Here is a 21,109-nt window from a genome sequence, read left to right as displayed (position 1 = left end):
GCGCGGCGGTGGTTTCGGCTGCGGCGTACGCTCTGGGCTCTCACGCAGATCGAACGATGAGGAGCGGCGATGTCAGACCAGGAGATCCCACTCAGTCGCCCGGACATCACCGAACTCGAAGAGCAACTCGTGCTCTCGGTGCTCAGGTCAGAGCGGCTGTCGATCGGACCGATGCTCGAGCAGTTCGAGTCGCTGGTTGCCGAGACGTGCGGCACGCAGTTCGCCGTCGGTGTCTCCTCGGGAACCACCGGGCTCCACCTGGTACTGCAGGCCCTGGGCGTAAAGCCCGGGGACGAGGTCATCACGACGCCCTTCTCGTTCATCGCGTCCGCGAATTGCATTCTCTACGTCGGCGCGACCCCGGTCTTTGTTGACATCGATCCGCGTTCGCTCAACATGGATCCCGCGCTGGTGGAGCGTGCGATCACGCCTCGGACGCGCGCGATCCTTGCGGTCGAGACTTTCGGCAATCCATCGATGATGGACCAGTACGCTTCGATCGCGGCACGACACGAGATCCCGCTGATCGAGGATTGCTGCGAGGCGCTGGGGTGCTCGCTGCGCGGGCGTCCGGCCGGATCATTCGGGCGTGTGGGCGTCTTCGGGTTCTACCCGAACAAGCAGATTACTACCGGCGAAGGTGGGATGATCGTCACCGACGATGAGCGTCTGGCCGATCTCTGCCGCTCGCTTCGCAACCAGGGGCGTCCGACGGGGCGCGCGGATGGCGCTGTGCACGGATCGGCCGGTTCGTGGCTGAGGCATCAGCGGCTCGGGTACAACGCCCGGATGAGTGAGATCCAGGCGGCCCTCGGTGTTGCCCAGATGAAGCGTTTCGGAGAGATCGTCCGTCAGCGCAATCGGGTCGCGGATCTCTACATGCGACGGCTGGCGGGGAATCCGGAACTCATCATGCCGACCATCGACCCGGATGTCGCGATGTCGTGGTTCGTCTTTGTGGTCCGCCTCTCGGCCGGCTACACCATGGAAGAGAGAGACCGGCTCATCCGCTCCATGCGGAACCACGATGTCGGTGCTGCCGATTACTTCCCTTGCATCCATCTGCAGCCCTTCTATCGCGAGCGATTCGGCTTCCAGCCCGGCGCGTTCCCGATCGCGGAGTCTGTCAGCCAGCGCACGATCGCCCTTCCGTTCCACAACCGGCTCACCGAGCGAGAGATCGATCTCGTCGCACAGACGCTCGAACTCATGCTCACGCGAGAAGGGCTCCAACGGGGCTGATCCCACCTTCCCCGCGACCAGAATCGGCCGTCGTCCTACCCTTTGGGTCCGACTGAAAGGGAATGACGGACGATGCGATTGCCCGGTAGACCAGAGCCCCAGCCCACCAAGAACCCACGCAAAGTTCGCGGGGGCGTGCGCCTCGCGCGCGAGCGTGCCGCAGAAGCGTGGGCCTCTTTGCGTTGGCTGCGTGTCAAAGAGCAGAACGCGTCGCAGGAGGCCCAGTTGGAGGGCGTCGAGTACGCACGCCTCGGCCAGACCCGCCGGCTCGACATTTTCACCGGCTACGTCGAGGGGCTTGTACAAGGGCGCATGCCCCGTGCGTACCAGGCGCGTCTGACCGTCAGCACGTTCTCCGATGATGAGATCAACAGCGTCGTCGCTGCGATGGCTGATTCGGCCGTGTACGCCGCGAAACTCCTCTCAAGGGAATTGCCGCCCACGATCGAGGACGCCTTCGGCCCCTTGGGCCTGAAGCTCTTTCCGGTTCTGCCAGAGGACATCCGTGTCACCTGCACCTGCGGCCATTCCGGGTGGTGCAAGCACGCGTGTTGCGTCGCTGAACTGATGGCCGATCGGCTTGCCGGCGACCCCACACTGATGCTCACTCTGCGCGGCGTTCCGATGGATGAGCTGGTCGAGCGGCTTCGGCAGCTCCGTGCCCGGCCCGACTCGGTCCACGCCGCGCCGCTTCCGGTGTACAACCCGAGCGCGCCTCGTGCCGCTGCGGATACCGGTGGTCCGCTGCACGAGTCGCTCCGCACCTTCTGGGATGGGCAGTCTGAGCCGGGTCTTCTGGATCTGCCGATCGAGCCCCCTGCGGTCTCTCACCCTCTGCTGCGTCGACTCGGCCCGAGCCCCTTCCAGGGGGCTTCATTTCCGCTGGTCGGCCTGTTGGCGACATGCTGCGAGGTCATCTCGCACGAAGCTGTGAATCAGAACGCCATTCCAGAGGCCCAAGACGCGGATTCTCTTGGTCAGAACCAGGGTTTTGAACTCCCCCCAGGGGGTGAGCAGAACGACCCGCCGACCGTTTGACCCGACAGGCAGGGTTTCTACCATTGACGGTTCGGAGCCGGATACGACGGACGCGGCCATTCCCGCCGAGGCGTATCCATGTGCTCCCCATCGCGGCGATGGGGGGTGCAGCTTCCGCCCGGCCCCGCTGGGCACTCAATGCCGCGGCCGCTTCTTCGCCCCGGGATGTGACCGGGGGACTGCGGACCGCGATCTCGGTCCACCGTCCGGTGCCGCGAGTTCTTCGCGTCACAGCGATCAGAAGGAGTCCGCGGCGAGCGACAACCGGGGCATCGTGAATACCCGGTGGTGTAATCGGCAGCACAGCAGATTTTGGTTCTGTTAGTCCTGGTTCGAGTCCAGGCCGGGTAGTTCCCCTCGATTACACACCGTAGAGCCCAGACGAGCACCGCTCGTTGTCGTTCGACCGCCTTCCATGGCGGCAACCCCAACCACACATCCCGTTCGGCACGCCCCGGCGGCGATCATCCTCGCAGCCGGCAAGGGCACGCGGATGAGATCCGACTTGCCGAAAGTGGTGCATCCCGTCGGCGGGCGGGCGATGGTGTGCGCGGTTGTCGACGCCTGTCTCGAGGCCGGTTGCGAGCGAGTGGTTGTGATCGTGGGCTACAAGCAGGAACTCGTCCGGGAGTCGCTCGCGTCGTACACCGGGATCGAGTTCGCCGTGCAGACCGAGCAGCTCGGCACCGGACACGCGGTCCGTGCGTCTGAGCATCTGTTCAGCCGCGAGAAGCTTGAGCCCGGCCACGATGCGTTCGTCCTCTGTGGCGATGGTCCTCTGATCCGCGCGTCGACGCTCCGCACGGTTCTCTCCAGACATCGCACGACCGGCGCGTCGGCGACCCTGGCGACGTCGGTGATCGATGACCCGAGCGGCTATGGTCGCATCGTCCGCGATGCCAGCGGGCGATTCGTCGCGATCGTTGAGCAGAAGAACGCGACGAGCGACCAGCTCGCCATCCGCGAGGTCAACCCGAGTTACTACTGCTTCGACGTTCAGTCACTCTTCGGCGCTCTCGCCCGCGTCGAACGGAACGAACTCACCGGCGAGTACTACATCACCGACACGCCATCGCTGCTGATGGCCGACGGCAGGCGTGTCGAGGTCATCGACGCCGTGCCCCCATCGGACGTTCTCTCGATCAACACGCTCGAAGATCTGGCCAACGTTGACTCGATCTTCCGCGCCAGGAGCGGCGCGACGAACACAAGCGGAGCCCGCGCATGAGCAAGAGCGACGCGAACAATCTGAAGGTCTTCGCGGGGCGCAACAGCCGCGATCTCACCGAACAGATCTGCGCCCATCTGGACCTTCCGATCGGCGCGGTCCGCACGAGCATCTTCCCCGACGGGGAGCTGTTCGTGAAGCTCGACGAGGACGTGCGCGGGCGAGACTGCTTCGTCGTGATCTCGACGTGCTCGCCGGTCAACGAGAACCTCGTTGAACTCCTGATCTTTCTCGACTGCCTCCGGCGTGCGAGCGCGAAGCGCGTCACCGTCGTCATGCCTTACTTCGGCTACGGGCGCCAGGATCGCAAGGACGAGGGACGCGTCCCCATCACCGCCAAGCTCGTGGCGAACATGATCACCGCGGCCCACGCCGACCGCATCCTTGCCGTCGATCTGCACGCCGCGCAGATCCAGGGCTTCTTCGACATCCCCTTCGACCACCTCTCCGCAACGCCGGTCTTCCTTGAGCACTTCCTGAAGCGCCGGGACGAGCTCGGCGACCTCTGCCTTGTCAGCCCCGATGTCGGCAACGTGAAGGTCGCCGAGGGCATGGCCAATCTCCTCTCCGCGGATCTTGCGATCATCCACAAGCAGCGCATCAGCGGCAGCCAAGTGACCGTCGGCAACCTCATCGGCACGGTGAAGGACAAGACCGTGCTGATGTTCGACGACATGATCTCGACGGCCGGCACGGTCTGCGAGGCGGCCAGACTGGTCATGGACAAGGGGGCTCGCCGGATCATCTCGGCAGCGACGCACCCCGTGCTTGTCGGGATGGCGATGCAGCGCCTCCGCGAGAGCCCGATCTCGCAGGTCGTCGTGACCAACACGATCCCGCTCGGTCCGCGCGTCGATCCGATCCGCGACAAGCTCGTCGAGCTCTGCGTCGGCCCACTGATCGGTGAGGCCATCCACAGAATCCACCACGACAGGTCCATCAGCGAGCTCTTCCGGACGAGCGCGGGACCCAAGCGTTAGCCGGAATAGCACGAACACCGTCAGCACCCATCGAGTCAAACCCGAGCACACAGCTCACGTCTAGAAAAGGTCCAAGACATGCACGAGAACGCACCAGTCCTTCAGGCAACGTCACGCCCCAAGATCGGCTCACGCTACGCCAAGCGCATGCGCGACGGCGGCAAGCTCCCGGCCATTCTCTACGGCCACGGGCAGCAGCCCCTTCCGATCCTCCTTGAGACCAAGGCCACCCTTGAGCACATCCACAAGGGCGAGAAGGTCTACACCCTCAAGATCGAGGGCCAGGCCAAGGACCAGACCGTCCTGCTGAAGGACGTGCAGTTCGACTATCTCGGCACGCGCATCATCCACGCCGACTTTGCCCGCGTCGATCTGACCGAGCGCGTCCGCACCCGCGTCCACGTCCGCTTCGTGGGCGATGCGATCGGCCTCAAGACCGTCGGCGCGGTCCTCATCCACCCGACCACCGAGCTCGAGATCGAGTGCATGGTCAGCGAACTGCCCGAGCACATCGACCTCGACATCACGGGCCTTGAAGTCGGTGCGGAGATCACGGCCGGACAGGTCAAGCTGCCGACGGCGTCCATGAAGCTCCTGACCGATTCGCACGCATCGGTTGCCCACATCGTCCTCCAGAAGGAGGAGGTCGTTGCGGCCACGGCCGAGGCCGGAGCCGCGACCGCTGCTGCGCAGCCCGAGGTTCTCACCGCCAAGAAGCCCGGCGAGGGCGACGCCGCGAAGGGAGCCGCAAAGCCCGCGCCGAAGAAGTGATCCCCGTCTCGTCACGCTCGCTGCGTGGCGAGCCCGTGTCGGCTCGAACAGGAACGGAAGAAGTGAAAGTGATCGTCGGTCTCGGCAATCCCGGCATGCAATACGAGAGGACGCGCCACAACGCGGGCTTCATGGCGATCGACCGCCTTGCGCACGTGTGCGCCAAGGGTTCGATCGCCAAGGCCCGCTTCAACGGCGCGTGCCTCGATGCCGAGATCGCCGGAGAGAAGTGCATTCTTCTCAAGCCCACGACCTACATGAACCTCTCCGGCCGAGCCGTCGCGGAAGCGGTCCGCTTCTACAAGCTCCAGCCCGCTTCCGATCTGCTCGTACTCGTCGATGATGTCGCTCTTCCAGTCGGGGCGATCCGTCTCCGGGCCGATGGCTCGGCGGGCGGCCACAACGGCCTTGCGGATATCGAGCGTGCCCTTGGCACATCGGTCTATCCGCGCTGCCGCATCGGCGTCGGCTCGAAGCCCCCTCAGATGATCCAGTCCGACTGGGTTCTGAGCCGCTTCCTGCCCGAGGAGCAGCCCCTGCTCGACAAGGCGGTTGAGCAGGCATCGCTCGCTGCGATCCATTTCGCGGAGCGCGGCATTGAGTCGGCGATGAATCGCTTCAATGTCCGTATCAGCGAACCCGCTGCGCAGCCCAAGCAGGTTTCGCAGCCCCGGCCCGGGCAGGAGCCCAGCCCGTCACCCACTGTCTCGGAGGCCCCCGCTCCGAATCCGCCCACACCACCGAGAGTCTGATTCACAACACCCACGGCCGACGAACAGTCGGCGCACACACAGAGGCAACCACATGTCCCAGACAACCGCACCCGCCAAGATCTATGCCTACGAGGCGATGTTCATGATCTCCCAAGCCGTCGCCGCCGATTTCTCCGGCGCGATCGCCCATATCAACGAGATCCTCTCACGCGGCCACGCCGAGCTGATCTCCATGAAGAAGTGGGACGAGCGTCGCCTCGCCTACGAGATCAAGGGACAGAAGCGAGCGATCTTCATCCTTGCCTACTTCAAGGCCACCGGCGAGGGCTTCGCCCACATCGAGCGCGACTGCAATCTCTCGGAAAAGATTATGCGGGCCCTCATCGTCCGCTGCGATCACCTGACGATCGAGGAGATGCAGGCCGCCGACGGGCGCAAAGACCTTGAGATCGAGGCGAAGCTCCGTGCCGAGCGGGCCGTCGCCCCCGTCGAGCAGGAGATCCCCGAGCCCGCCGGCGCGGCAATCGACGACATGGACGAAGAGTGATCGGGCCATCTGGCACGATTTTCTGGGTTGCCACTGACAGACGTCTGTCAGTGGCCAAGGCACCTCAGAACGCATCGCGGCCTCAGGCCGGTTAGCATTCTGCTGTCGGCGTGGCGTATGCCCCGCCGCTTGGACTCTCGCATCGCCCCCGGAACCGGAGTACGCCATGGCCAACTTCAACCGCGTGTTTCTGATGGGCAATCTCACCCGTGATATCGAGCTCCGCCACACCAACTCGAACCAGGCGGTTGCCACCATCGGCCTGGCCGTGAATCGGCGTTGGCGCACCCCAGACGGCGAGGACCGCGAAGAGGTCACCTTCGTCGATTGCGAGGCATGGGGGAAGACCGCCGAGACCATGAGCCGCTTCCTTGCAAAGGGCCGCCCGGTCTTCATCGAGGGCCGCCTCAAGCTCGACCAGTGGGAGAAAGAGGGCCAGAAGTTCTCAAAATTGAAGGTTGTTGTCGAGAACTTCCAGTTCATCGACTCCAAGCCCGGTGGCGGCGAGGGTGGTGGCGGCGGCGGCGGGGGATACAGCCGCTCGTCAACGGGAGGGGGCCGCTCCGGAGGGGCCCCCGCGGGTGCCCGTTCCGCACCGCAGCAGGATCACGACCCGATCGGCGACGACATCCCGTTCTGATCCGTTCCTCCGGCCAACAGCATCCGGGCGTCGAAGAAGTCGCCTAGCATCCACACTCCCTTGTCGGGGGCTCCCGCGGCGGGGAAACGCCGAGACATACGTTGGGGCCGGTCACGCGTGCCGAATGCACGCGACACGGCTCCTCAACTTTCGCACACGAAAGGACAGCGACCCATGGCCAAGAACATTCAGCTTCTGCTCACAGAGAACGTCGACAACCTCGGCATCGTCGGGGATGTGGTGAACGTTCGTCTCGGATACGCACGCAACTACCTGCTCCCCCGCGAGATGGCGACCACGCCATCCGAGGAACTCATCAAGTCTCTGGCCGCCAAGCGTGCAGAGGCCCAGAAGCATCTCGCAGAGGTTCGCAAGCAGCGCGAAGCGATGATCGGCAAGATGTCCGGACTTGAGATCACGCTCGAGAAGCCCTGCAACGATCAGGGTATTCTGTACGGCTCAATCACGCAGAACGACCTCGCCGTGGCCTTCAAGAAGCTCGGCTACGACGTCAAGCCGCGCGAGGTCCGCATCGGCCAGACCATCAAGCGGATCGACAGCTACGACATCCACGTCAAGCTCGCTTCTGACCTTGAATCGTCCGTCCGTCTGCACGTCAAGGCCGATCGCCACATCGAGGAAGATGCGAAGGAAGAGATGGACTTTGACAACGAGGGCAACCTCATCGAGAAGGGCAAGGAACCCCGGGGCGAGCGAGGCGGACGAGGCCGCAGACAGGCGGCAGAGGCCGCTCCCGCTGCTGAGCCCGAAGCAGAGGCGAAGCCCGAGAAGAAGAAGGCGGGCAAGAAGGCCACCGCGAAGGAGTGAGAGCGGTAAGCCGGAAACGCTGCCGGCAACGCAGCCAAAGAGGCGGCCCGGTTCAGCGAAGCGCAGTTACATGAAGCCCAGTTACACGAGAACCCCGGGTGAAGCACCCGGGGTTCTTTGCTTGCTATCTGCATGATGTGGTCAGGAGTGGGGGGTGTATCGCCGGATCAGCGCCGTCTCTGTGACTGCACAACGAATGGGCCGAACTCCGTCACCGTCTCCTCGCCGAGCATGAACTTCGCAACACTCACGCCCGCGTTGACACGGAAGATCAGCGTGCACTTCTGATCGGTGCGGCTGCGGCTCAGGCGGGTCGGCAGCTCCGTCAGGCCTCGGATGGGGCGTCCCGGTGTGAACCGGATCACCACGATGTCGCGGTCCTCGTACACGAAGCCGACCGCCTCGTAACGCGTTCCATTGGTATCCACAATAAACGGCGGCACCACGCTCTCGGCCAGCGCACGCGTCATGCCGAGGATGCTCGACGCCGAACTCGCGCCCACGTCGATCTTCACGATTGCCGTGTCCTGGGTCGTCATGAAGGTATCAACGCGGAGCTCGCGGGCGATCTCACCGCTGCGTCTCATCTCGTTCGGAGCGAACTTCGCCTCGCCGTCGATGATCACCAGCCCGTCGAGCTGGAGCCCTCGCTCCCCGCCCTTCTGGATCGTGTGTCCGAGGGTGTTGTTCAACTGGATGCCGAAATCCTGTGGTGTCTGCGTCGGCTGGCCGATGGTCGGAATAGTCGGCCTTGCGACCAATGCGGGCTGCACCTCTGTGCCGAAGACCGAGCCGTTCTGGACTGCCATGTCACGCTCTTCCGGAGACTTGAACGACTGAACGATCGGCGTCGGCTTCACGCGAGCGTTCTTCACGTACAGCGCGAGCGGCTCATACCCCGAGGGGATCACAAACTCGAAGGCCATGCGGGTGTCGGCGCCCGCGCCGGATGGAGCGATGAAGACCTGGGAGTCCAGGCGGAAGCGCCCGAAGAGCAGCTCGTTCGCCGCGGCACGAGTCGCGACCGCGATCGGATACAGCGTCTTGTGCTTCACATCATCGGGATTGCGTGCATCCTCGACCAGCAGGCGGACCTGCGCGTTGCCGACGACGATCTGCCCGTGCTTCTCTCTCGCGCCTGCGGAGAGCTGGATCACGAACCCTTCGATGTGGGAATCGCCATCAAAAGTAGCTCCGCTTGGGTCAGATACCATCTGTACTGATCCGGGGTTCCACGCGTCACGCAGCAGGTCGGTGAGCGAGCCGCCCTGACGCTCCTTGCCGAGCGCGTAGCGCGAATAGACCGTCACGTCCTTCGGTGACAGGGTGTTGCGATCCTTGCCGTCGCCGTTGCTCATACGCATCGAAGCAGGCACGTCGGCAAGGTCGGGGTACCACTTCGTGAGCGGCTCGGGCGTCGAAAGCGTGGTTTCGGAGAGTTTGCCGTACATACCGGCAACGAAACGATCGACGGGGACGATCAGCTTGACGCCAGTTACGATCGACCCACGGTCGCCCACTTTCACGGACTGGTATCCCCAGAGATTCGAGTCCATGCGGAGCATGCCGAGCCCGAGCACGACGATCCCGGCCGTGATGCCGCCGGAGATCACGCCGCAGAAACCGCCTCCGAGATAGTTGACGATCGACTCTGTCTGTGCGTTGAGGGGGAGTGTCTTGTCAACGGCGGCACGCAGCAGCGCGAGCGAGGCCGCGAAGGGAACGATCAGACCGATACCCCACGCCGAATCCCGGAGGAACGACAGGAAGCCGGACTGCGGCGACTTCTCAAGGATGAGCAGTGAGAGCGGCTCCCAGAAGGCGAACGCGATCGCACCCGCAACGAGTGTGCACGCCATGTGCAGCATCGCGGAGAAGAACCCGCGAGTCATCCACAGGTACGCGATACCGGCGATCACGAGGATGGCCAAAATGTTCATCATGATGCGTCTCTCCGGGCGATCGGGGGCTTCTGTACCGCCCCGGCCGGTGTCGTTCGGGATCAGGACTGCTGGGGCGCGGGCTCTTGCTTCTTCTGTGCCGGTTGTGCCGGACGCTGCTCGGCCGTTACTCGCATGACCTCCTCGATGCTCGTGGTGCCATCAACGGCCTTACGCAGGGCGGCCTGTTGCAGCGTCGGCAGCTCCCGCTTGCGGAGTTCCGCCTTCACGCCGTTCCAGTCCTGGGCTGCAATCCGCGAGCGCACGCCCGCATCGAGCACGTAGACCTCGAAGATGCCTTCAAGGCCGTGATATCCGACGCCGTTGCACACCGGGCAGACCTCGGGCTTGTTCTTGATCAGCACCTGGCCACCCTTCTTGAACAACTGCGTCACCTTGTCCGGGGGAAGTCCGAGTTTCTTCAGCAGGTCCGCGGGCGGCTGGTACGCAACGCGGCAGTTGAGGCACAACTTCCGGATCACCTTGCCGACAACTACGCCCTTCAGCAGAGGACCGGCGGCAGATGCGTCGCCGGTGGCCTTTACGAACGTCATCAATGCGCCAAGCGCGCTGTCGGACTTGAGCGCCACATAAATCCGCGTGCGCTCGGTGTCCGCCTTAATGACCTCTTGAGCTGTCGCTGCATCAGGCAGTTCGGCGGAGCCGACTACGCTGGGATCGCGACGCAGGATGGATCGCAATGTCGTGCTGAACTCGGCACCGTCCTTCGTCGCCTCGAAGACATTCTGACGCACACCCTCCAACGCATCCTGGACTTCCAACTCAAGTGTCTGGACGTTCGAGGTGTACGCGTCGTGCCCGCGCATCGTCGTGTAGAACAGCGTCGTGCGTCCCTGGCCGGGAGGTGTCGCGAGGATCACGATCCCGGATGTGTCTCCGACGATGCGATCGAATTCCTCGATCTGAGGGGTGAGGAAGCCCATCTCATTCTTCTTGCGCCGAACCGCAAGGTCCGCATCGAAGGTGCCCTGCAAACGCATCCCACCCTGCACGCCCGTCGCGGTGAGACGGACCTTCTTCTTGTCGCTTTCTTTCTCGATGGCGATGTCCGCCATCTGGCGACGCCGCCGATCCTGGATATCCATCTTCGCCGATGACTTCCAGAAATCGATGATCTGGATCGCCTCGGGGCCTGCGATGCTCTCCGCAGGCACGGGCAAGGAATCGACCGTGTGGACTACGCGATATGCGTTGTCCTTGCCGGAGGGCGCGAGTTCGAAACGGCTCGCTCGCGCCGCCATGGCACGCAGCACGACCTGTTCCGCAGCGAGCCGCAGAGCAAACTCGGGCGTCTCCCTGTTGGGGGGCTGGATCGCGACTTTGTCCGGGCCACGGATGAGCAACTCGGAAGAACCCAGTTGCTTGGCCTCCGCCTTTGCCTTCTTCTTCTCGGTGAAGGCGGAGAAATCGATCTTGACCTTGTGCCCCTCGGGAACGCGTTCGTCCTTATTGGCGATCATCGGGTAGATGGCAAGGTCGATCCCGAGCACGAGGAGCATCGCCGCGAATCCGACCAGGAACCCTGCGATCCCGGGGAGCGGCATCAGGAAGCCGAGCAGGAACGCGCCGACGCCGAGCGCGATGTGCAGGATGTTCCATCGCTCGCGATTGAGGTGGAATCGAGCGGCGTGCTTGTCGTAGATCCGCGTGATGATCGCGGCCCATCCGACCAGGGGCAGCAGATAGAGAATCGCCTTCCACCACGAGACCATGACGAACGCTTCGGCGAACGTCAGGGTCGGCAGGCCAGCGCCGGGAATCAGAAAGATCGTGTCGGCCATCATGCTCACGGGTCGATCACCTCGGAGAAGCGGTGCGGGACGCGGGCCTCGCAACGCGGGACAGATTCGGCACTCGCCGCGGATCAGCCAAGCTTCTTCAGCTTCATATTCAGTTCGTCAACGTTGGGAGAGGAGTCCATCGCGACGCGGACGTGAATGTACTCCTTCTCGACCAGTTCCACAAGCGACTGGTTGAAGTCGACCATACCGCGCTGGCGGGCCTCGATCGAGTTGAGGTACGACCGCAACTCGCCCTCTCGCCCGTCGAGGATGTGCTTCTGCACCACGGCGTCGTTGATCAGGATCTCAAGGGCAGGGATGCGGTGGATGTTCTTGTGAAGGGTGGGGAGGAGCTTCTGGTAGACGAACGCGCGCATCTGGTAGCCCAGGATCTTCCGCACCTGCTCGATCTCTTCCTGCTCGAAAAGGCCGTAGATACGGCTGAAGGTCTGCGTCGTGCTCGAGGCGTGGATGGTTCCGTACACCAGGTGGCCGGTCTCGGCGGCCTGGAGCGCGGTCTCGAAGGTCTCGGCGTCGCGCATCTCGCCGATGAGCACGATGTCCGGGTTCTCGCGGACGAGCGCACGCATCGCGGTCTTGAAATCGAGGCAGTCGATGCCGATCTCGCGCTGGTTGATCGTTGCCTTCTTGTCCTCGAAGATGTACTCGATCGGGTCCTCGATCGTGACGATGTGGACCGGCTTCTGTGCGTTCACATAGTCGAGCATCGACGCGATGGTCGTTGACTTGCCGGATCCAGTCACGCCGCAGAGGAGCACGATGCCCTGCGGCTGGAGAGCGATCTGTCCCATGACCTCGGGAAGGTGCAGCCCCTCGAACGGGAGGATGTTGCTGGTGATGCGCCGGGCTGCGACCGAGAGCTTGCCTCGTGCCTGGAAGAGGTTGACGCGGAAGCGGCACCGCTCGTCGTAGTCGTACGCGAAGTCGACAGAGCCGAACTTGGCCAGATCCGCCAGTTGCTCCTCGGAGAGAATGGTCTCCGCGATCTTCCAGAACTCATCAATCCCGACCGGCGGGGTGTCGAGCGGCTTGAGCGAGCCACGGATGCGGAGTTTCGGTGCCTGCTCGGACTTCATGATCAGGTCAGAGGCCTCGAACTTGATCGTGGCCTTCAGGAAGTCGCCCCAGCGCGTCGCGTGGGGGTCGGTCGCCTTCTTCCGTGTGAGCGAAACGTGGCCAGTGATCGACTCGCCGGTTTGACTGTCTGACCCGATCGACATCCTCAACGCTCACTTTCTCGACTGAGAACGCACACTAGACCCGGAGTGCCCGACACCCGCAGATGGGGCGTCGGCGCAGCAACAACACCGCCCTCCCGAACCAATTCAGGAGGGTCAGTAGGGTACGCACCAGAGTCCGAACGGATCAGGCAGAGCGTCCTCTAGTGGCTAAGAAAGACAGAGCCCGGACGACGCTGTCCGGGCTCTGACGGGTTCAACTCGATGATTCGGCCGGGCTTTCCCGGAACTCAGTTCAGTGCAACGAGACCCTGCGGGGTCTGCGTTGATCCGGTCTCTGAGCCCGACTGTCCTCCCTGCTCAGTCTCGCCCTCTTCCTCCTCCTTTGTACCGAGGAAGGAGGCCTCGAGCGTCAGGCGGATCTTCTCCATCGCCTTGTTCTGGATCTGGCGAACACGCTCCTTCGTCACGCCGATGATCTGACCCACCTGCTCAAGTGTCATCGGCTTCTCGTTGTCGCCTGACTCAAGCCCGAAGCGGTGCTCGATCACAGTGCGCTCGACATCCGTCAGGTCTGCACGGTTGTCCAGCACGATCCGCTTCACCTCTTCCGCGGCGTCCTTCTCGAACGTCGCTCGCTTGGTCTCCAGGAAGTCCGAACGCTCCAGCTTCGGATCGAAGTCCGTCGGGAAGCGCTGGCGATACTTGGAGAGCTTCATCCCCTGGCGGCTGAACGCCTTGAGGATCGCGCGACACGCGTAGGTCGAGAACTTGTAGCCGCGCCCCGCGTCGAACTTATCGACAGCGCGAAGCAGAGCCATGTTGCCTTCGCTGACCAGATCGGCGAAGTCCACCTCGCTCATGCGGGTCCGCTTGGCCATGGCCAGGACGAGAGCGAGGTTCGTCTCGGCGATCTGCTCGCGGATCCGCTCGGAGAGGCGGTACCAGCGCAGGATCTCCTCCGCCTGTGACGGATTGGGCTGACGTGCAGGCGATGCCCAGACATCTTTCTGGAGCGAGTACACGCGGAAACGTGCGTAATTGAACTGGTGGAAGAGGACCTTCTCCTCCGCGCCGGTCAGGATGACCTGCTGCGCAGACTTCACGGTGCGACCGCGAGCCGCGGAGAGATCGTCCATCACCGGGTGATACCACGAGGTATCCGGCTTGGCGATATCCGGGGCCTGGTCGTAGATCTGCTTCTCCGCTCCGGGCTCGTAAAAGACCGGAGAGTCGATGAAGTCCTGCTCAGACTCAAGGATCTGGTTCAGAAGGCGCTCATCCTCTGCCGAAAGCCGCTTCCGCGCGGCCTTCGAATCGGAAGCGCCCGCCGACTCGACAATGTCAACCCGGTGGCGACGGCGCACCTGCTCCAGAGGCGACGGGTTTCGTTTGCTGATGATCTGTCTCATGACCGTTCCAACCCTTCGTGTCTAGGGCGCGAGTCATTCGCGCCCGTTTCAACACCATCACGCTCTCGCGCCCACGTCTTCATTCAGACGAGGGCCGTGCCGAACCGTGCCACACCCAGGATCAAGGGTGGCGGAGGACCAGTTCGACGTGATGTGTTCCCTTTCCCTTGCCCTGCCGACATGCCACTCCGCACGCGGCGATCCTGTTCTCCATCTTACGGTTTTTGGTCCAACTTTGTTTCACTACTTGAGAACTTCTCTTAGAAACCCCGGCGTCCACCCCAGCAACCCGCAGCCGAACTTCGTGACCGACCGGCAAACGGATCCAAACCACTCAATTCAGATGCAGACATTCGTCCGGGGTCTCCCGGCCGTCTGCCATCTGGGTCGCTTCCGGGAAGTTCTCTCCCGGATTTGACCACGCCATTCAACGTCCAATAATCCCCACGGAGCGGTACTCGAAGCGGCATCCTTGCCGTCCGCTGAATTCCGGGTTGCCAGAATACACTGGCTTCGCAAAACGGCAAGTTGTATCCATGGCTTTTCCACCGCTTGTTCGAAGCGGGGCTCTGTTTCGCTCATAAATTCGTATTTTGTTTGGTATCAACGAGACACCTTTCTCTTTGCTCGCACATCAAAGAGCGACAGTCAGGCACTTTCTCCGCAATTGAGGAGTACATCGAATGCCCTTTACGCTCCCGGCACTTCCTTATGCAACAAACACACTCGTCCCTGCGATCGACGCTGCGACGATGGAGATCCACCACGGCAAGCACCACAAGGCGTATGTCGACAACGCGAACAAGGCACTCGAAGGAACACCCTGGGCAGACATGGACCCGGTTGAGGTGATCAAGTCTCTTAAAGATCTTCCGGACGAGAAACGCGGCCCCGTTCGCAACAACGCCGGCGGGCACGTCAATCACTCCATGTTCTGGTCGATCCTTGCAGCCCCCGGCACGGGCGGCACGCCCACCGGCCCTCTCGCCGAAGCGATCAACGCCTCTTTCGGGTCACTCGATGCCATGAAAGAGAAGTTCGCCGCCGCCGCGATGGGGCGATTTGGCTCCGGCTGGGCCTGGCTGTGCGTGAAGAATGGCAAGCTTGAGATCTGCTCGACCGCCAACCAGGACAACCCGCTGATGGGCGAGTCCGTGGCGGGTTGTGGCGGTACGCCGATCCTCGGTCTCGATGTCTGGGAGCACGCCTACTACCTGAACTACCAGAACCGACGCGCCGACTATGTGGCTTCGTTCTGGACGATCGTGAACTGGGCGAAGGTCCAAGAGAACTTCGCCAAAGCGAAGTGAACGCCTCGCGGATCAGAGCACCGTTGTGATCCGTGTGTCGTGAACGAGAATCTCGTTGGTCACAAAGAAGCACATCCTGCTGACCGCGTGGCTGATACTTCCCCTCGCGGTTGTCGTCTTCCTGTGTGTCTGGATCGCCAGATCCCTCCAGCACGGGCCGATCGCGATGCCAGCCCCGAGAGGCCAGGGCGCGGGGCAGACCGGTGGTGCAAACGCCATCGGCGAACGCTTGGCGGGTCGTCGCGCCGACGGATCGAGCCGCGAGAGCGATGCGACTCAACTCTGGGAGATCAGCGTCGATGATCGGTCCGGCCTCGGCACGGCGGATCAGCCGCTGTACCTCACGAGCACGCTCGTGAATTGGGATCCCGCGCATCCCGGCGCGATGATGACAGAGGGGGAGTCGGGCATCTGGTACTGGCGAGCCGAGATCCCCGAGGGCGCGGCGTTCGAGTTCTCGATCACACGCGGCACACCCTTCTCGTTCGAGAGCAATCCCGAGCGTCCGGGCGTCGCGATGCCGCGGCGAACGCTCCCGGTCGATGCCGCGCCAGACGCTGACGGTGCCCGTCGTGCGCGCGTGATCGTGCGGTCATTTGTCGACCAGCCGTGAGACGCGAACACGACACCTCATTGTCATGCCTTCTTGAACAGCACCGCCGGACGGAACGATCGATCGAGCACCTTCTCGGGCTCGGTCTGCATCCAGTCTTTGAGGATTCCCGCGTACACCGATCGGAAATCCAGCCCGTGCTTCAGATCCCCGTTGTCCAGGTCCGTGAGCGATGGGTGGTTTCCGATCAGGCCCGGCCTGACCATGGGCCCCGCAAGGAACATCGGTGCTGCTGTGCCGTGGTCGGTGCCGCCTGATGCGTTCTGGGCGGCTCTGCGTCCGAACTCCGAGAAGCACATGGTGAGCACGCGCCGGTCATTCTCCTGTGCCTTAAGATCGGCGTAGAACGCCTTGAGCGCATCGCCGAATTGCCTGAGCAGATTCGCGTGCGAGCCCTGTGCGCCGCCCTGGCCGGCGTGCGTATCGAACCCGCCGAAAGAGACGTAGTACACACGGGTCGGCAGCTCGGCCCTGATCATCGAAGCGACCATCGAAAGATCGCGGGCCAACCCCGTCCTCGGATACTCGACAAGCGCTCGGGCCGAGACGGCCTTTCGGATGCGGTCGCTCGACACTCTGGCGTCGAGCGCGGTCCGCATGAGAAACGCGGCGTTGCTCGCCGGATCGACCTCGTCGGTGACGCCTCTCTCTACGATCGCGTCGTATGGCTGCGCCAGAGACTTGCTCGCATCCTGCCCGACCCAGCGGAACAAGTCTGCTGACTCGAACGACACCGGAACCACCTTCCGCGCCTGAAGCGCCAGCGGCGCGGTCCGCCCGATCGCGATCGGCGGCTCGGTCGCAGGGCCGGCAGACTCCGGCGTGCCGCTCTCGCCCTTGCCCTCACCGCAGCACTGTGAGTCGACGTACTTGCCCAGCCAGCCGTCGCCCGTGGCGTTCGTGTCCGCCGTGTGCCAGATGTCCATGGACTTGAAGTGTGAGCGATTGGGGTTCGGGTACCCGACACCCTGCACGATCGAGAGCAGTCCGTTCTCGTGCAGATCGTGGAGCCCCGTCATCGCGGGATGCAAGCCCACACCATCCGCCTTCGACAAACGAAGGGCCTGATTCGCGCTGACGCCGATGCCGGGGCGCATCCTGTAGTAGGCGTCGAATCCGTATGGAACGACGGTGTTCAGCCCGTCGTTGCCGCCCGACAGCTGCACGACGACGAGAATGCGGCCCTGATCCACGCCCGGTATCGACGTGAGCGATCGTGTGGGCTGCCCCACTGCAAACGCCGACCGCTGCAGGAACGACGGGACCGTCAGCGACGCGCTGGCGAACGTGAGAGATGTCGTGAGGAACTCTCGCCTGGTGAATGGTGATCGGTTCTCGTTGCTCATGGCGCGTTCCTCTACTAGTCCTACACGATGCCGATCAGTTCAGTTGGTACTCGGGTGCCGCGGTCAGCAGAAGCAGCACGCCTGTCAGCACTCGCGGGTCTGTCGGCGCGGCTCCACCGGAAGTCGCGCCCGCGACGTATGCACGCAGCGGCGCGATGAGAGATTCGCTGTCGCGTCCCACGACGAACCGCGCCATGGCCCGGAGCATTGCCTCCACATCGGTGCGGATCGCGGGGTCACGCTCGGCGATCTCAGCCACTAGGCGGCTCGGTTCATACTGCTCAATGGAAGCGCCGGCGTCTCTGCCGCGGGGTTTGCGTCCCGTCAGGAGGAACGTCAGCACGTTCTGTCTCACGTACATCGTGGACGTGTTGATCCAAGACCGCCCGCCATCCCAGCCCTTCACGCTCGGCGGGAAGAAGATCGACTGCCCCATCAGGTCCATCGCGTCGAGCAGCGTCCCGAGATCTCGTACCGGGGTTCTGAGCGAGCGAACCGCGCCGACGACCAGTTGCACCGGGCTCTTGATCTGCTGCCCCATCACTTCGCTCTCGTAGAACCGGCGCGAGAGAAAGAGCTGACGGAGCACGGGCTTCAACTCGTACCGACGCGATGCGAGCGTGCTCGCAATCCCGTCGACGTACCGCTTCGTCGCCGGATCCATGTCCTTCTCTCTCTCGGGGAGGTCGGCGACGAAGTAGCGGTAGAGCTTGCGGGCCATGAACCGCGATGTCGCTCGCTTCTCAAGGATCGCGGTCACGAAGCCGTCCCCATCGAGAGTCCCCGATCGACCGAGGATGTTCTTCCGTCCGTTGTCATGGTCCTGACGCCGAAAGACGAACTCATTTTCATTGAAGGTGTACCCGGTCAGTGCGCGAGCCCCCTCGCGGATGTCATTCTCCGTGTAGTTGCCCACGCCGAGAGAGAAGAGCTCCATCAACTCGCGTGCCAGGTTCTCATTCGGACGCCCCTTGCGCGAGTCGTTGTTGTCCAGATACGCGAGCATCGCCGGGTCGCGGATGATCTCGTACATCAGCTTGCCGTAGTTCCCGAGCGCGTTCGCCCGGAAGAGCTGGTTCTGACGGAACATGTGGTACGAGTTCTCGATCGTGCGGTAACTCGTCGCAAAGTGGCCGTGCCAGAACAGCGTCATCTTCTCCTCAAGCGGACGGGGTGTCTGGATCATCCGAGACAGCCACCACTCCTGCACCTCGCGAATCTGCAGCCGATCCGCTCGTTCTGCCTGCTGACGCATCACTCGGAACCGCGCCAACGACTCTTCGTCCTGAGACCGAGCCGCCACTCGAGCCGCGGCACGCTCCTCGGCTGTCGGCGCACGCATGATGTCGTTCTTGAACAAGTCGGTGACCACCCCGTCGAACGGGATGTCGCCGACGTTCAGCAGATAATCGACCGAGCGCGTCGGCCCCCATGCCGCGAGCGTCTGGATCTGCTCGGGCGTGCCCCCGAACCCGGATCGCCAGAGCAGATGCCGGGCGTGCTCGGGCGTGAAATCAGCATCAGGAATCGGCGAGGATGGATCGATCCTTGGTTTCGGACCTCGTGGCCTCTCTTCGGCCCGCTCCGGCTCAACATGAAGATCCGCAGGGGGGCCATCTGGAGCCGCCACCGGGGGCTCGTCAGAGCCCGGCGGCGGATCGCTGATCTGTCTGGATCGGAGCATCGCTTCGACCTCTCGATTCACTCGCACCGGGGCGCGATCACGGACGACTCTGCTACGCACTCGCCAAACGCCGGGCCCGATCCTTCATTGCCCAAACTTCGACGAAACAGACCTGCCGCTCGGGCTCTGTCGACCCGTGCGCCAGAATACCGAATCCGGACCTTGATCTCTATCGGAATGAACGTCCCGCACTTCAAGAAGTTTGGCGTGTGGCATCAGGCCGAGGGTGCAGGGCCGGAAGTCGCCTTCCACGCCCGCCTCGACAGGAGCCAGACCACCACCAGCGAGCCCAGAAGGAGGGCGCCATTCGCCTGATGGGCGGTTGTGATGGTCGCGGTTGACACTGCGGGATTCGTCAGGACGCCTTTATCGTGCATGACGGCGAAGAACGCGCCCCATCCCAGCAGGAACTGGATCGACACCGTTGCGCCCAGGATCGTGGTCCAACGCTTGATCGGCCTCCCGAGCGGGCCGGCCACGCCCGCCGCACTGCTCCCGACAATCACCGCGATGATCGAGGCAACGAATACCACGAACGCGAGTGCGGCATGGGTGTAGAGGATGTGCGAAACGCCCTTCGAGCCCCCGTACTTCATGTGCCTGTACATCGCCCCTAAGAGGTGCTGCAGCAGGCACGAATGCAGAGAAATGGTCGAGAAGAGCTTCAACCGTCGAAGAAGCGGATCGCGCTGCAATATCCCAACTGGAGCCCACGCGCCCGAGACTGCGACCGAGAAACCCACAAGACTGCCGAAGAAGACCTGGGCCGCGAATCCATGCACGAATCGCAGTGACATGCTGTCTTCCGTGACCCGAACCGCGCCCATCAGCCCCTGAACACAGACCGCAACGAAGAGAATCGCAGCGGCGATCCGGAATCCCCTCGCCCGCTCCGTTGCGAACGTGAAAATGGCCAGGGAGAGCACCGTGAGGCCGACAAACGCGCCGAACAACCGGTGCGTGTGCTCGAAGTACCGGTCAGGACGGGCCATCAGCGAGAGCGGGTACAAGAACATGTTCGCGCCGTCGGATGTCGGCCAATCAGGGAACGCCATGCCCGCATCCGTTGTCGTCACGATCCCGCCGATGGCGATCAGCGGGAGCGTGGCGACGCAAGCAACCGCAGCAAAGCGCGACAGCCACGCCCGCCCGGGCCTGGTCGGCGCGCCGGATACTCTCGATCCGACGAATGTCCCGATGAAGCCAACAGCGATCGCGACCGCCATGAAGCCGCCCGCACGCATCGCCGCGTTCGACGCAAGGCCACTTGTTCCGGGGAGTGGGATATCGCCCTCCGGGGTTTCCACCAGCGCCGACCCGAGGGGAATCAGGATGAGCAGCGAAGTCGTCACACCTGCCACGAGACCCGCGAGAGCCGCCTGGCCCCGAGCCACGCCTCGGCCCATGACCAGCGCGCCCAGCAACCACGAAACGAGAATCGCCGGACCGGCGAGTCGCGCCTCAAGATCAAGCACCGGGAGATGCGTGACCCACGCCGCGACATAAAAAACTGTTGCCGTCGCAAACCCACAGGTGATCCCGGGAGCAAACGAGCCCATACTCTGGCCAGCGTTCATCGGGCCTCCTTGTACGGTCAAAGATAGGCACTCGAGTCGAGTCGAGCGAAACAGCCGGATTCGATTGAGACTCTGTCTCAGTTAGGTATGTACCAGTGTCTTTGCTTGACAAGATACGGTAGGGCGGCACAAATTGCTGTCTCGCAGAAAACAGAGCCGATTGGACAACAGTTGAGGATCTGATAACTTCGTTCCGAGTGAGCCGTTGGAACTCTTCCCGTCGCGGGTGCGCGGGAAGT

General features: G+C 63.2%; 18 protein-coding genes and 1 tRNA gene. 12 read left to right on the top strand and 7 right to left on the bottom strand.

Annotation, left to right across the window (positions count from 1 at the left end; genetic code table 11):
* Positions 1–69: 69 nt before the first annotated feature.
* From KF838_09665 to rplI, 10 genes are all read left to right on the top strand, one after another.
* On the top strand, positions 70–1,242 hold the full coding sequence (locus tag KF838_09665; protein ID QYK47051.1) for a DegT/DnrJ/EryC1/StrS family aminotransferase: 1,173 nt from the start codon (positions 70–72) through the stop codon (positions 1,240–1,242).
* A gap of 78 nt (positions 1,243–1,320) precedes the next feature.
* On the top strand, positions 1,321–2,280 hold the full coding sequence (locus tag KF838_09660; protein QYK47050.1) for a hypothetical protein: 960 nt from the start codon (positions 1,321–1,323) through the stop codon (positions 2,278–2,280).
* 279 nt (positions 2,281–2,559) lie between these two features.
* Positions 2,560–2,631, top strand: a tRNA-Gln gene (locus tag KF838_09655).
* 64 nt (positions 2,632–2,695) lie between these two features.
* Positions 2,696–3,508: an NTP transferase domain-containing protein gene (locus KF838_09650; protein ID QYK47049.1), complete on the top strand. Its 813-nt coding sequence runs from the start codon at positions 2,696–2,698 to the stop codon at positions 3,506–3,508.
* Positions 3,505–4,488 carry a ribose-phosphate pyrophosphokinase gene (locus KF838_09645; GenBank protein ID QYK47048.1) on the top strand — a complete coding sequence of 328 codons (984 nt, stop codon included), beginning with the start codon at positions 3,505–3,507 and terminating at the stop codon, positions 4,486–4,488. Before KF838_09650 ends, KF838_09645 begins: the two co-directional genes overlap by 4 nt.
* A gap of 78 nt (positions 4,489–4,566) precedes the next feature.
* Positions 4,567–5,259 carry a 50S ribosomal protein L25 gene (locus KF838_09640; protein QYK47047.1) on the top strand — a complete coding sequence of 231 codons (693 nt, stop codon included), beginning with the start codon at positions 4,567–4,569 and terminating at the stop codon, positions 5,257–5,259.
* Between the two features lie 62 nt (positions 5,260–5,321).
* Positions 5,322–6,011, top strand: a complete 690-nt coding sequence (gene pth / locus KF838_09635) for an aminoacyl-tRNA hydrolase (protein QYK47046.1) — start codon at positions 5,322–5,324, stop codon at positions 6,009–6,011.
* Between the two features lie 52 nt (positions 6,012–6,063).
* Positions 6,064–6,519: a 30S ribosomal protein S6 gene (gene rpsF / locus KF838_09630; protein ID QYK47045.1), complete on the top strand. Its 456-nt coding sequence runs from the start codon at positions 6,064–6,066 to the stop codon at positions 6,517–6,519.
* A 166-nt stretch (positions 6,520–6,685) separates the two neighbouring features.
* Entirely contained in the window at positions 6,686–7,159 is a 474-nt protein-coding gene (ssb, locus tag KF838_09625) for a single-stranded DNA-binding protein (protein QYK47044.1), read from the top strand.
* Positions 7,160–7,333: 174 nt separating this feature from the next.
* Positions 7,334–7,987, top strand: coding sequence for a 50S ribosomal protein L9 (gene rplI / locus KF838_09620; GenBank protein ID QYK47043.1), 654 nt, complete (start codon positions 7,334–7,336; stop codon positions 7,985–7,987).
* A gap of 167 nt (positions 7,988–8,154) precedes the next feature.
* On the opposite strand, the gene KF838_09615 is transcribed toward rplI, so the two are convergent.
* The 4 genes from KF838_09615 to KF838_09600 form a co-directional block, all read right to left on the bottom strand.
* The gene (locus tag KF838_09615) at positions 8,155–9,930 is read right to left on the bottom strand and encodes a hypothetical protein (GenBank protein QYK47042.1); all 1,776 of its coding nucleotides are present in this window, start codon (positions 9,928–9,930) and stop codon (positions 8,155–8,157) included.
* Positions 9,931–9,989: 59 nt separating this feature from the next.
* Positions 9,990–11,738, bottom strand: coding sequence for a Flp pilus assembly complex ATPase component TadA (gene tadA, locus KF838_09610; GenBank protein QYK47041.1), 1,749 nt, complete (start codon positions 11,736–11,738; stop codon positions 9,990–9,992).
* Between the two features lie 74 nt (positions 11,739–11,812).
* Complete coding sequence (locus tag KF838_09605; protein ID QYK47040.1) at positions 11,813–12,970, bottom strand: PilT/PilU family type 4a pilus ATPase; 1,158 nt, start codon at positions 12,968–12,970, stop codon at positions 11,813–11,815.
* A gap of 248 nt (positions 12,971–13,218) precedes the next feature.
* A complete protein-coding gene (locus KF838_09600; GenBank protein ID QYK47039.1) occupies positions 13,219–14,340 on the bottom strand; it encodes a sigma-70 family RNA polymerase sigma factor in 1,122 nt (373 codons plus the stop codon).
* A gap of 683 nt (positions 14,341–15,023) precedes the next feature.
* On the opposite strand from KF838_09600, the gene KF838_09595 reads away from it, so the two are divergent.
* Positions 15,024–15,650 (top strand): superoxide dismutase, encoded by a 627-nt coding sequence (locus KF838_09595; GenBank protein ID QYK47038.1) that lies wholly within the window; start codon positions 15,024–15,026, stop codon positions 15,648–15,650.
* A gap of 55 nt (positions 15,651–15,705) precedes the next feature.
* Positions 15,706–16,263 carry a hypothetical protein gene (locus KF838_09590; protein ID QYK47037.1) on the top strand — a complete coding sequence of 186 codons (558 nt, stop codon included), beginning with the start codon at positions 15,706–15,708 and terminating at the stop codon, positions 16,261–16,263.
* A 23-nt stretch (positions 16,264–16,286) separates the two neighbouring features.
* Here the strand turns inward: KF838_09590 and KF838_09585 are convergent, their stop codons facing one another.
* The 3 genes from KF838_09585 to KF838_09575 all read right to left on the bottom strand — a co-directional run bounded on the left by KF838_09585 (position 16,287) and on the right by KF838_09575 (position 20,870).
* Complete coding sequence (locus tag KF838_09585) at positions 16,287–17,609, bottom strand: DUF1501 domain-containing protein (GenBank protein QYK47036.1); 1,323 nt, start codon at positions 17,607–17,609, stop codon at positions 16,287–16,289.
* Between the two features lie 34 nt (positions 17,610–17,643).
* Entirely contained in the window at positions 17,644–19,293 is a 1,650-nt protein-coding gene (locus tag KF838_09580) for a DUF1800 domain-containing protein (GenBank protein ID QYK47035.1), read from the bottom strand.
* Positions 19,294–19,508: 215 nt separating this feature from the next.
* Positions 19,509–20,870, bottom strand: a complete 1,362-nt coding sequence (locus KF838_09575) for a COX15/CtaA family protein (GenBank protein ID QYK47034.1) — start codon at positions 20,868–20,870, stop codon at positions 19,509–19,511.
* Positions 20,871–21,109: the final 239 nt, after the last annotated feature.

It is taken from the genome of Phycisphaeraceae bacterium (genome assembly GCA_019454185.1).
GTDB lineage: Bacteria > Planctomycetota > Phycisphaerae > Phycisphaerales > UBA1924 > JAHBWV01.
Note: the sequence above shows the minus strand (reverse complement) of the source record. Positions and strands in the feature narration are given on the sequence as shown.